Raw genomic sequence first — 11,671 nt, 5'->3', positions numbered from 1 at the left:
TTAACGTCCCGCAAACTTTTCCACGGAAGGGGCTTTCGATCGTCCCATGCGGATCCGCATCGCGCACGAGACCGTCTATCGCTACGAGACGCCGGCCAAGTCGGTGATCCAGACGCTTCGGCTCACGCCGCGCTCGCATGACGGCCAGCACGTCATGCGCTGGCGCATCGACGTCGATCAGGACGTCAAGCTCACCGAGGTCGAGGATGCTTTCGGCAATATCGGCCACGTGTTCTCGGCCATCGGCCGCATCGACGAGCTCACCGTCACGGTCGAGGGCGAGGTCGAGACCCAGGACCGGGCCGGCGTGCTGCGCGGCACGCTCGAGCGTTTCCCCGCCTCGCTGTTCCTGCGCGAGACGCCGCTGACGCGGCCGGACGAGGCGTTGCGCGCCTTCGCGCGCTCGGTCGCCCGGCCGGGCGAGGGGTCTCTCTCGACCTGCCATGCCCTCCTGGAGGCGGTGCATGCCGAGATCGCCTTCGATACGGACCCGACCCACGTGGCGACCACGGCACAGGAGGCTTTTGCCCTGAAGCGGGGCGTCTGCCAGGACCTGACCCATGTCTTCATCGCCTGCGCGCGTGAGCTGCGCATCCCGGCGCGCTATGTCAGCGGCCATATGCACAGGCCGGAGGTGACGCGGCAGGATGCCGGCCATGCCTGGGCGGAGGCCTATGTCGAGGGCCTGGGCTGGGTCGGCTTCGATCCCGCCAACAAGCTCTGTCCGACCGACACCCATGTGCGCATCGCCGCCGGCCTCGACTATCTCGGCGCGGCGCCGGTGCGCGGCGCCCGCTATGGCGGCGAAGGTGAGACGCTGAACGTGCGCATCGACGTCAGCGAAAAGGTGGCCCAGCGCCAGGCGCAGCGACAGGTCCAGAACTAGAGCCCGACGCGGCGGATGCTTCCTGAGGGGAACATGCGCCGGCTCCTGTGCTTTCTTTGCCGGTTCCCGGGCGCCCGCGGCGTGCGCCTGGTTGTCGGGAAGATCAGTGCGGCGCCTGAAAGTCGAGCGCGGGCTCTGTTCCACCCGCTGCTGGACTGTCGGCGGCTTCTCCTTTACGGTCCTCTCCGTCATCCGCCGAGGACAGCCATATCATGCGCGCCGTTCTGTTCGCCTGCGCCGCCTCCCTGCTTGTGACCCAGGCGCTCGGCGCCGGACTGCCAAAGCGCGCCAAGCCGTTCTCAGCCGCTGATGTGACGGCCATCTATGCCGGCAACACCATCGAATGGGGGCATGGCGCAGGCTTTCTCGCCGCCGACGGCAAGCTGACGGCCTATTGGACCAAGCCGGGCGAGGAAGGCTACGCGGCCGGCACGTGGACCGTCTCCGGCAACGAGTTCTGTTATTCCGCGAGCTGGGTCAATGCCGCGAAGCGCTTCGACGAGTCCTTCTGCTGGAAGCTGTACCATGTCGGCAAGAAGACCTTCTATCAGGAGACCCGGGCAACGGACGGACGCACGCTGACCGTGACCGCGCAGGGGCCGCGGATCGTCGCGGGCGACAAGGCGACGACGCAAGCCGAAGCGATGAAGGCCAAGATCGGACAGTGAGGGCGCCGCCGCTCCGAGGCGGTCCGGGAGCCGGCGGGCTATGTGGCAGTGCTGGCGTTCACCGGATCGGCCATCGCGCCGAGCCGGCCTGAACAGGCGCTAGCAGTATCGGCGCGCTGCGCATTCCCCGGAATCGCGGTCATCCTTGCGCGCCGGGGCCACGAGGCCTAAACCGCAGGGCCGCAGCGACGAAGAGGGGGGTGTCCCATGACCTATTGCGTGGGGCTGACGGTCCGCGAGGGCCTGGTGATGATCGCCGACACCCGCACCAATGCGGGCATCGACAACATCGCCACCTTCCGCAAGCTGCACGTCCTGGAGGAGCCCGGCGAGCGCATCATGGTGCTGTGCACCTCGGGCAACCTCTCGGTGAGCCAGGCGGTGCTCAACCATGTCCAGGAGGGCATCGAGAACACCGACACCCAGGTTGTGGAGACGCTGCGCACCGCGCCGAGCATGTTCAAGGCAGCCCAGCTGATCGGCCGGGCCATCCGCCTCGTCTACGAGACCGACGGCAAGAGCCTGGAGGAGCACAGCGGCCGCTTCGACGTCGCCATCCTGTTCGGCGGCCAGATCAAGGGCGGCAAGATGCGCCTGTTCATGATCTACTCCGCCGGCAACTTCATCGAGGTGACGGTCGACACGCCCTATCTGCAGATCGGCGAGCACAAATACGGCAAGCCGATCCTCGACCGCGCGGTGAACTTCAACACCGACATCCAGGACGCGCTCAAGATCGGTCTGATCTCGATGGATTCGACCATGCGCTCCAATCTCGGCGTCGGCATGCCGATCGACATCGTCGTGGCGCGCCGCGACGCCTTCCGGGCGGAGATCAAGCACCGGATCGAGCCGGGCGAGCCCTATTTCCACGACCTGCGCGAGCGCTGGTCGGCCGCGCTGCGGGCGGCGCACATCGCCATTCCCCGGCCGCCCTATGCGGTGGCGGACAAGAACAGGCCGGGCGAGGGCGTCGATATCTGAGGCCGCGGGTCAGAACACCGCGAGCGCGCCCTGCCAGATCAGCCAGCCAAGGCCGGCGGTGACGGCGAGGCCGAGCACCGAGGCGACGTAGCCGCCGAGGATGATGGCGCCGTCGCGCTCGACCAGGCCGAGGCCGAGGATGCAGATCGGGATGCCGAGCGGGATGTTGCCGATGATCGGGATCGGCAGCACCAGGGCGAGGCCGAGGATGAGGCCGACGGCGCCGATCAGCCGGCGCGAGCGCGCATCGGCGAAGAGGTGCAGGCGGGGCTTGGCCACCCGCTCGAGCGAGCGGATCCACGGCTCCGCCCGCCGCACGATGCGCTGCAGGTCGGTGCGGGCGAAGCTCTTGGACGCCAGCCAGCTCGGCAGCCAGAGCTGGTCTCGGCCCATCACCATCTGCGCCGCGATCAGCGCGACGATGACGCCGCAGATCACCGGGATCCCCGGCGGCATGGGCAGGCAGTTCGGGATGCCGAACAAAAGGAACAGGATGCCGAAGGCGCGATTGCGCATCGCCCCGACCAGATCGCCGAACAGGATGCGGTCCGTCCCCTCGGCGCCGGCGATGGCCGCGAGAAGCTCGGACGTACGGGGACTGCGGGGTTCCAAAAAAATCGGTCTCGACGGCACTGGACAGGCGGCGCTTATAGACCGGTTCTGCGACAATTTCGAGATGCACCGGTCGTCGATGCGACGATTCGGCACGATGTCGCGTCGATGCAACGTCCGCGTGTGGTCGCTTGAAACCGCGTGACCGTTGTGCCAGCCTTTCCTGACAGTGAAATCGTCTGTCGCCGGGGGAAGCCGCCATGAAGCCAATCGCCGCCCAGGACCGCGTGGTCCGCAACATCCTGACCACGCCTTACGAGCCGCTGACCTATGACGGCATCGCCCATGACCGGATGACGCACATCACCCTCGACCCGCGCCGGCCCGCCGGCACCGGCCTCTACGCCCTCAGGATGGCGCCGGGCTCCGTCTCGACGGCGCACGAGCATCCGACGGACGAGATCTTCTACGTCCTGGAGGGTGAGCTGATCGACCATGACGGGACCGTCTACAGGACGGGCGACATGGTGCTGCTCCGCCCCGGCACCCAGCACGCGTCGCATACGCCCGCAGGCTGCACCCTGCTCGTCTATCAGGACCAGGTGGAGACCCCGGTCTGACCGGTCGCATCGGCTCTGCCGGGCGCGCGTCCTTGCCGGCGTGGCCGGGCTGAACTATCTCTGCCCAGGGACGACGTCCTGCCGGCATGGGGGCTGCCGGGCGGACGGAGACAGGGGGGACAGCCCCGGCGAGGACAGGTCATCGGCATGGCGGCACGGGCTCTTCGCTACCTCCTGGCGCCATTCTGGGCGGCGCAGGTGTTCACCGGCGCGAAATCCTTCCGCGACAATCCGATCCTCGGCAGCGAGCGCCTCAATCGCCGCGGCCTGCATGTCTGGCGCGTGAAGCTCGCCGATCGCCTGGCGCATTGGCGGCGCAAGCGCCTGGAGCATCTGGTCGGCGTCGAGGATGTGCAGACCTTTGCCCGCGACGGTTGCATCGAGGTGCGCGATTTCCTGGAGCCGGAGCACCACCGTGCCCTGGTCGCGGAGGTCGAGGGGCTGCTGGCGCCGGCGCGTGACATGCGCGAGGGCGACGCGGTGACGCGGCGCATCGCCCTGACGCCCGCCATGCTGCGCCGGCTGCCGGCCTGCGCCCGGCTGGTGGCCATGCCGCAGTTCCAGGGGCGGCTGCGCTACGTCTCCAGCTTCGACGTGGCGCCCGTCGTCTATATCCAGACGATCTTCTCGCAGGTCGAGGCGGCGGTGCCCGACCCGCAGCTGTCTCTGCACATGGACACGTTCCATGCCACCATGAAGGCGTGGCTGTTCCTGCACGACGTGCCCGCCGACACCGGTCCCTTCACCTATGTGCCGGGCACCCATGCCCACACGCCGCAGCGCCTGGCCTGGGAGCACGAGCGCAGCATCGCCGCCTGCCGGCCCGGCACGACCAAGGGCGGGGCGTTCCGCATCGACGAGGCGACGCTGCAGCGCCTGGGCGCCGGCGAGATCCGCCAGTTCGCCGTGCCCGGCAACACGCTGGTGGTCGGCGACACCTGCGGCTTCCACGCCCGCGGCCATTCGGCCCGGCCGTCGGTGCGGGTCGAGATCTTCGCCTTCAGCCGGCGCAACCCCTTCATCCCGCTGACCGGCTTCGGCCTGTCCTCGCTTTTGCGCGGGCGCGAGGTGCCGCTCTATTGGCGCGTCTTCGACTGGCTGGAGCGCTTCGGCCTGGCGAAGAACCGCTGGCGCGACATGGGCGTCGCCAGCCCGATGACGCTGCGGCCGAAGACGGATGCAGGCATGGCCGACGCAGCGGCGGCGCGCGCGACCTGAGCTCGGCCGCCGCCGACGCAACCTCTGCCGAGGAACGCGTTCGCTCCTCGGACGCTCGCGCTCAGCCCGCGGCGGCCGCCGCCTGTGCCGTGCGCCGGGCGCTGAGGGCGAGGAAAGCCAGCGCCGCGGCCTCGAAGGCGGCGCCGACCCAGCCGACGGCCGCCACCGTGTGCGCCTCGGCGATGGTCGAGCCGACGGCCGCGCCGATGGCCGAGCCGAGATAGATGGCCGAAGCGTTCAGGGACAGGGTGATCGAGGCCAGGCGCGGATCGATGGCGAGCAGGCGCACCTGCTGCACCGCCGGGAAGGCCCAGCCGAACAGGCCCCAGACCACCAGCACCGCCAGGGCGCCGGCAAGCCCGAGCGGGCCGGGCAGCAGCTCCGGCAGGGCGGAGAGCGCGGCGAAGGCGACGACGAGCACGCCGAGGATCAGCGCGAGGAAGCGCCGGCGGTTCCAGCGGTCGGCGGCGTAGCCGCCCAGCGCATTGCCGAGAGCGCCGGCCACGCCGGCCAGCACCAGGGCCAGGGCCACCATTTCCGGCGGCACGCCGTAGACGGTTTCGAGATAGGCGCCGATGAAGGTGTAGATGCCGAAGGCGCCCGCCAGCACGAGCACCGTCAGGCCGATGACCGCCAGCACCTCGGGCCGGCGGGCGACGGCGAGGCGCTCGGCCAGGCCTGCCGCCGGCGGCGCGGCGACGGGCGGCAGCTTCAGGCGGATGCCGGCGAGCACCACCAGGCTGAGCACGCCGACGCCGGCGAAGGTGGCGCGCCAGCCCAGATGCGCCGCCATGGCGGTGCCGAGCGGCACGCCGATCACCAGCGCGATGGTCATGCCGGAGTAGACGAAGGCCAGCGCCCGCCCGCGCATGTCGGGCGCCACCGCGGTCGCGGCATAGGCCGAGGCGGTCGGCATGAAGGCTCCGGCCGCGAGGGCGAGAAGCACCCGGCCGGCGGCGAGGGCGGCGAAGCTCGGCGCCGCGGCGGCAGCGAAATTGGCGAGCGCGAACACGCCGATGGCCGTCATCAGCAGGGTGCGCCGCTCCCAGCTCGCCGTGGCCACGGCGATCAGCGGCGAGCCGACGGCATAGGCCAGCGAGAAGATGGTGACGAGATGGCCGGCCTGGGCCACCGGGATTTCGAAGTCGTGGGCGATGCGCGGCAGCACGCCGGCGATCATCAGGCCTTCGCTGCCGATGGCGAAGGCGCCGATCGCGAGCCAGAGCAAGGTGCGATGCATGGGATGTCCGGGAGTTCAAGAGATATTGAACTTATGGACCCGGAGGCATGGTGCGTCAAGGAGTTCAATAACTCTTGAACTATTTCGCGCGAATCGCTATGCCGCGTCATGGCCAAGGAGATCTTCCACCCGACCACCGAGCAGATCGAGCTGTCCGCCGTGCTCGACGCCCTCAGCGATCCGATCCGCCGCAGCATCGTGCTGGGCCTGGCGGAGATCGGCGAGCAGAACTGCTCGTCCTTCAACGGACTCAGCGCCAAGACCAACCTGACCTACCACTATGTCCGCCTGCGCGAGGCCGGCATCACCCGCACGCGCATCGAGGGCGCCCAGCGCCTGATCTCGCTGCGCAGCGACGATCTGGAGCAGCGCTTCCCCGGCCTGCTGCCGGCGGTGCTCGCCGGCGCCCGCGCCGAGCGGCGGTGAGGGGGCCGGACGTCGCGCCTCAGGTCACAGCAGGTACTGCTCGGCCACCGCCATGCCGAGGCGGTTGTTGTCGGTGATGAACTCGGTGACGAATTCGTGCAGGCCGGCCTGGAAGACCTCGTCGATCCTGAGGTTCTGCAGCCGCGACTGGGTGAGGCGGGCCTGGCGCTGCGCGGCGCCCTGGCGGCCGTAGACATGGGCGAGCTGGTCGAGATAGCGCGAGATATTGTCGTAGCAGGCGGCGAGCGACCGCGGCATCTCGCTGTTGAGGATCAGCAGGTCGGCCACCAGCCAGGGCTTGAGGCTTTCCTTGTAGACCCAGTGATAGGAGGTCAGCGCCGACACCGCGCGCAGGATCGCCGTCCACTGGAAATAGTCGAGCCCCCCGCCGACATTCTCGTTGGGCGGCAGCAGCACGTGGTACTTCACGTCGAGGATGCGGGCGGTGTTGTCGGCCCGCTCGGCGAACACGCCGATGCGCGAGAAGGCATAGGCATCGTTGCGCAGCATGGTGCGGTAGGCCGAGCCGTCGAACATCAGCGACACGCTCTTCACCCAATCGAGGAAGCGCGACACTTCCTCGCGGCTCATCGTCGCCGGCGAATAGGTCTTCAGCTTCAGCCAGGCGTCGTTGATGGTCGACCACATCTCCACCGTGAGGGCAGTGCGCACCGCCCGGGCATTGGTGCGCGCCAGCTCGAAGCAGCAGCGGATGGAGGAGGGATTGTCCGGCGAGAACGCCAGGAACTCCATGACGTTGCGCTCGTTGGCCTCGCCGTGCGCCGCCGAGAAGGCCGGCCCGCAGCCCGCCGTCGCCACCGCGCTCTCCCACTCGTTGGTGCCGCCGCCATAGGAGGCGGGCAGCGACGACAGGCGGTAGGCGGCATCGAGGATGCGGGCGAGATATTCCGCCCGCTCGACATAGCGGGCCAGCCAGTAGAGGTTGTCGGCGGTACGCGAGAGCATTCAGCGATCCAAAACCCAGGTGTCCTTGGTCCCGCCGCCCTGGCTTGAATTGACCACGAGCGAGCCTTCCTTCAACGCCACGCGGGTCAGCCCGCCCGGCACGATGCGGATCTTGTCCGACCCGGTCAGCACGAAGGGCCTGAGGTCGACATGGCGCGGCGCGATGCCGCTGTCGACGAAGCAGGGGCAGGTCGACAGCGACAGGGTCGGCTGGGCGATGTAGCCGAAGGGCTCGGCCTGGAGCTTGGCCCGGAACGTCTCGATCTGTTCCCTGGTCGCATGCGGTCCGATCAGCATGCCGTAGCCGCCCGAGCCGGAGACTTCCTTGACCACCAGCTCTTCCAGGTTGTCGAGCACATGGGCGAGGGCCTGCGGCTCGCGGCAGCGGAAGGTCGGCACGTTCTTGAGGATCGGCTCCTCGCCGAGGAAGAAGCGCAGGATCTCGGGCATGTAGGAATAGACCGCCTTGTCGTCGGCGACGCCGGTGCCGACCGCGTTGGTCAGCGTGACGTTGCCGGCCTGGTAGGCCGACATCAGCCCGGGCACGCCCAGCGCCGAATCCGGGCGGAAGGCGAGGGGGTCGAGGAAGTCGTCGTCGATGCGCCGGTAGATCACGTCGACGCGCTTCGGCCCCTCGGTGGTGCGCATGTAGACCACCTCGTCGCGCACGAAGAGATCGCGCCCCTCGACGATCTCGATGCCGAGCTTGTCGGCCAGGAACGAGTGCTCGTAATAGGCCGAGTTGTAGATGCCCGGGGTGAGCAGCACCACCACCGGATCGGACGGAGCGCTGCGCGGGGCGACGGAGCGGAGCGAGGCGAGCAGCTCGTCGGTGTAGTTCTCCACCGGGGCGATGCGGTGCTGGGCCACCACCTCGGGGAAGAGGCGCATGGTCACCTCGCGGTTCTCCAGCATGTAGGAGACGCCGGAGGGGGTGCGGGCATTGTCCTCCAGCACGTAGAAGGTATCGGCGTCGACGCGCACGATGTCGATGCCGGCGATGTGGACATAGACGTCGTGCGGCACCTTCTGGCCCGCCATCTCCGGCCGGAAGGCCGGGTTGCCGAACACCAGGTCCTCCGGCACCACGCCGGCGCGCACCACCTCGCGCTTGCCGTAGACGTCCTTGATATAGGCGTTGAGGGCGCGCACGCGCTGCTCCAGCCCGCGCTGCAACGTCGCCCATTCCGAGGCCGCGAGGATGCGCGGGATGATGTCGAAGGGGATCAGCCGCTCGGCCCCGTCCTTGTCGCCGTAGACGGCGAAGGTGATGCCGATGCGCCGGAACAGGAGCTCGGCTTCGTCGCGGCGGTGGGACAGGAGATCGAGAGGGGCGGTCGAAAGCCATTGCGCGAGGTCGGTATAGGCGGGGCGCACCGAGCCGTTGCCGAGGGTCATCTCATCGAACGCCACTCTTCACCCCTTCGTCGACGATGGCAGACCACACCAGCATATCGTGAACATCGGCGGCGGCAAGCGGCCAATGACGGCATTTTGGGCAGTTGGACCGACGGTTTGGATCTGCCCAAGCTTTGAGCAACATCCCGCCGGTCCGCTGCCAGCCTGCTCACGCCCCGAGCGAATGCCTCGATAATGCCATATTTTGATCAGTATATTCTATTCAGAATATACGGAGAAGGTTATGACACACACATCGGTGCTGGTCGTCGGCGGCGGCCTGTCGGGGCTGACCACCGCGGTGATGCTCGCCACGCGCGGCATCCCCTGCCTGCTGGTGGAGCGCCATGCCGGCGTCGCCCGGCATCCGCGCGCCCGCAGCGTCAACGTGCGGACCATGGAGCTGATGCGCAGCGTCGGGCTCGAGGCGCCGCTGGTGGCGGCGGGAGACGATCGCTTCGCCGATTTCAGCATCGTCATCGCCGAGAGCGTCACCGGCCGGGTGCATCGCACGCTGCTGCAGCCCGGCCAGTTCGACACGAGAGCCGTCAGCCCGGCGCCCCACAGCGCGGCCGGCCAGGACCGGGTCGAGGCCATCCTCAAGCGCACCGCCGAGGAGCGCGGCGCCGACGTGCGCTATGCCACCGAGCTCGTCGATCTCCGCCAGGACGGGGAGGGGTGGACGGCCGTGATCCGCGACCTCGGCAGCGGCATCGAGCAGACGGTCGCGGCGCCCTATGTCGTGGCTGCCGATGGCGGCCGCAGCTCGCTGCGCCAGCGGCTCGGCATCCGCGTCTCCGGCCACGGCACGCTGTCGCACAATATCGGGGTCGTCTTCGAGAGCGCCGCCGGCCTGCCGACCGCCGGTCGTGGCCTGGCGCTGTTCTACCTGCAGAATCCGGGCTTCACCGGAGCCTATGTCACCACGGACGAGCCGAACCGTGCCCTGATCTCGGTGGAATACGACCCGCGCGTCCAGGACGTCGCGGATTTCGACGAAGCCCGTTGCGCAGCTCTGGTGCGCGCGGCGGTCGGCATCGACGATCTGCCGGTGCGCATCCTCGAGATCGCGTCCTGGGAGATGGCGACCCGCGTGGCCGAGCGCCTCGTCGCAGGCCGGATGCTGCTGGTCGGCGATGCCGCGCACACCATGCCGCCGACCGGCGGCCTCGGCGGGCAGACCGCCATGCAGGACGGGTTCGACGTCGCCTGGAAGCTCGCCATGGTGCTGCGTGGGCAGGCCGGACCCGGCCTCATCGAGACCTATGAGGCCGAGCGCCTGCCGGTGGCGCGGCTGACCGTGGCGCTGCAGACCGACAACTATGTCCGGCGCATGCGCCCGGATCGCGCCGACCTCCTCTCCAGCGTGCCCTGCGACTATGTCGAGGTCGCCCTCGGCTATCGCCTGCGCTCGGCCGCGATCAGCATCGAGGAGCCGGACGACGGCGAGCTCTGCGAGGATCCGGTGTCCCCGAGCGGCCGGCCGGGGACGCGCATGCCGCAGACGCCGCTGCGGCGCGCCGGCATGCCGTGCACGCCGTGGGACCTGATCGGCGAGGGCTTCCTGCTCATGGTCGGGCCGGAGGGCGTGGCCTGGCCCGAAGCGGTGGAGCGGCTCGGCCGCGCCGGCGATCTGCCGCTGCGCCTGATGCGGCTGGGCGAGGATCTCGAAGATCCCGACGGGCGCTGGGCCGACGATTTCGGGGTGGCGCCCGACGGTGCGGTGCTGATCCGCCCGGATGGCTACGTCGCCTGGCGGGCGCGCACCGGCGATCCCTCCGACCTGCGCCCCGCCCTCGAACGGGCTCTCTGCCGGACGCTCGACGGCGCCTGACGGCGAGTGATATGGGGAGGCATGTCCAGACGGAAGGTCTCCAACCCGCTCGCCCTTGCCGCGCTCGCCTGCCTGGCCGAACGGTCGATGCATCCTTATGAGATCGCGGTCACGCTGCGCGAGCGGCGCAAGGACGACAGCGTCCGCCTGAACTACGGCTCGCTCTACACGATCGTGCAGTCGCTCGAGCGCCACGGCCTGATCCAGGCGGAGCAGACGGAACGCCCCGGCGCGCGGCCGGAGCGGACCGTCTACGCCATCACCGCCGCCGGCCGGCACGAATTGCTGGACTGGCTGAGCGAGCTGACCGCGACGCCGGCCAAGGAGTTCGTCCAGTTCGAGGCGGCCCTCTCCTTCCTGCCGATCCTGTCGCCGGAGGAGGCGGCCGCGCTCCTGGAGGAGCGCTGCCGCCGCCTGGAGCTGGAGCTGGCCCAGGACCGGGGAGCCCGTGACTATGCGGGCAAGCAGGGCCTGCCGCGCCTCTTCGCCATCGAGAGCGAATATCGCAGCGCCCTGAAGCAGGCCGAGCTCGACTGGACCCGGGCCCTGGCCGGCGATATCCGCGAGGACAGGCTCGACGGGCTCGAGCTGTGGCGGACCTTCCACCGCGAGCCGCGCTAACCGGACTTTCGAAGACCACCGGCGGCGCGGTGCTGCCGTGCGCGGCGGCGGCCTTGCGGAGGGGCCGCCGGCACCCGATCTTGGGCGTCGCGGCGACGGACGGGGCCGGCGTCCACGACATGGGCGAGCATGTGTTCACGACATGCGCGAGCCGGCTCCGGGGGCTATCGTTCCGCGCCGCGATGCAGTATTCACGCGCCGATCCGCGGGCGGCGCCCGCAATCGGGGATGCAAGCGTCGCCGACGCCGTCCGGGGCA

Annotated in this window: 12 protein-coding genes; 8 read left to right on the top strand and 4 right to left on the bottom strand. The window is 69.4% G+C overall.

Features of this window, described 5'->3' with window-relative positions; genetic code table 11:
• The first annotated feature begins 46 nt into the window (after positions 1-46).
• The 3 genes from QO011_RS12595 (at position 47) to QO011_RS12585 (ending at position 2,538) form a co-directional block, all read left to right on the top strand.
• Positions 47-886, top strand: coding sequence for a transglutaminase family protein (locus QO011_RS12595; protein WP_307272275.1), 840 nt, complete (start codon positions 47-49; stop codon positions 884-886).
• A 212-nt stretch (positions 887-1,098) separates the two neighbouring features.
• Positions 1,099-1,554 carry a DUF995 domain-containing protein gene (locus tag QO011_RS12590; RefSeq protein ID WP_307272273.1) on the top strand — a complete coding sequence of 152 codons (456 nt, stop codon included), beginning with the start codon at positions 1,099-1,101 and terminating at the stop codon, positions 1,552-1,554.
• A 207-nt stretch (positions 1,555-1,761) separates the two neighbouring features.
• Positions 1,762-2,538: a proteasome-type protease gene (locus QO011_RS12585; protein WP_307272272.1), complete on the top strand. Its 777-nt coding sequence runs from the start codon at positions 1,762-1,764 to the stop codon at positions 2,536-2,538.
• Between the two features lie 9 nt (positions 2,539-2,547).
• On the opposite strand, the gene QO011_RS12580 is transcribed toward QO011_RS12585, so the two are convergent.
• Positions 2,548-3,150 (bottom strand): exopolysaccharide biosynthesis protein, encoded by a 603-nt coding sequence (locus tag QO011_RS12580; protein WP_307272270.1) that lies wholly within the window; start codon positions 3,148-3,150, stop codon positions 2,548-2,550.
• 200 nt (positions 3,151-3,350) lie between these two features.
• On the opposite strand from QO011_RS12580, the gene QO011_RS12575 reads away from it, so the two are divergent.
• Both QO011_RS12575 and QO011_RS12570 read left to right on the top strand, forming a co-directional pair.
• Complete coding sequence (locus tag QO011_RS12575; RefSeq protein ID WP_307272267.1) at positions 3,351-3,710, top strand: cupin domain-containing protein; 360 nt, start codon at positions 3,351-3,353, stop codon at positions 3,708-3,710.
• A gap of 147 nt (positions 3,711-3,857) precedes the next feature.
• Positions 3,858-4,928 (top strand): phytanoyl-CoA dioxygenase family protein, encoded by a 1,071-nt coding sequence (locus QO011_RS12570; RefSeq protein ID WP_307272265.1) that lies wholly within the window; start codon positions 3,858-3,860, stop codon positions 4,926-4,928.
• A gap of 61 nt (positions 4,929-4,989) precedes the next feature.
• Here QO011_RS12570 and QO011_RS12565 read toward each other — a convergent pair whose 3' ends face one another.
• Positions 4,990-6,168: an MFS transporter gene (locus QO011_RS12565; RefSeq protein ID WP_307272263.1), complete on the bottom strand. Its 1,179-nt coding sequence runs from the start codon at positions 6,166-6,168 to the stop codon at positions 4,990-4,992.
• 108 nt (positions 6,169-6,276) lie between these two features.
• Here QO011_RS12565 and QO011_RS12560 point away from each other — a divergent pair, with 108 nt between their 5' ends.
• A complete protein-coding gene (locus QO011_RS12560) occupies positions 6,277-6,594 on the top strand; it encodes an ArsR/SmtB family transcription factor (protein ID WP_307272261.1) in 318 nt (105 codons plus the stop codon).
• Positions 6,595-6,618: 24 nt separating this feature from the next.
• On the opposite strand, the gene QO011_RS12555 is transcribed toward QO011_RS12560, so the two are convergent.
• Positions 6,619-7,560 (bottom strand): alpha-E domain-containing protein, encoded by a 942-nt coding sequence (locus QO011_RS12555; protein WP_307272259.1) that lies wholly within the window; start codon positions 7,558-7,560, stop codon positions 6,619-6,621.
• Entirely contained in the window at positions 7,561-8,958 is a 1,398-nt protein-coding gene (locus QO011_RS12550; protein ID WP_307272346.1) for a circularly permuted type 2 ATP-grasp protein, read from the bottom strand. It abuts the gene before it with no gap.
• Between the two features lie 244 nt (positions 8,959-9,202).
• On the opposite strand from QO011_RS12550, the gene QO011_RS12545 reads away from it, so the two are divergent.
• A complete protein-coding gene (locus QO011_RS12545; RefSeq protein WP_307272258.1) occupies positions 9,203-10,792 on the top strand; it encodes an FAD-dependent monooxygenase in 1,590 nt (529 codons plus the stop codon).
• 21 nt (positions 10,793-10,813) lie between these two features.
• Positions 10,814-11,413, top strand: a complete 600-nt coding sequence (locus tag QO011_RS12540) for a PadR family transcriptional regulator (RefSeq protein WP_307272257.1) — start codon at positions 10,814-10,816, stop codon at positions 11,411-11,413.
• Positions 11,414-11,671 lie beyond the last annotated feature (258 nt).

This window comes from Labrys wisconsinensis (assembly GCF_030814995.1).
Taxonomy (GTDB): domain Bacteria; phylum Pseudomonadota; class Alphaproteobacteria; order Rhizobiales; family Labraceae; genus Labrys; species Labrys wisconsinensis.
Note: the sequence above shows the minus strand (reverse complement) of the source record. Positions and strands in the feature narration are given on the sequence as shown.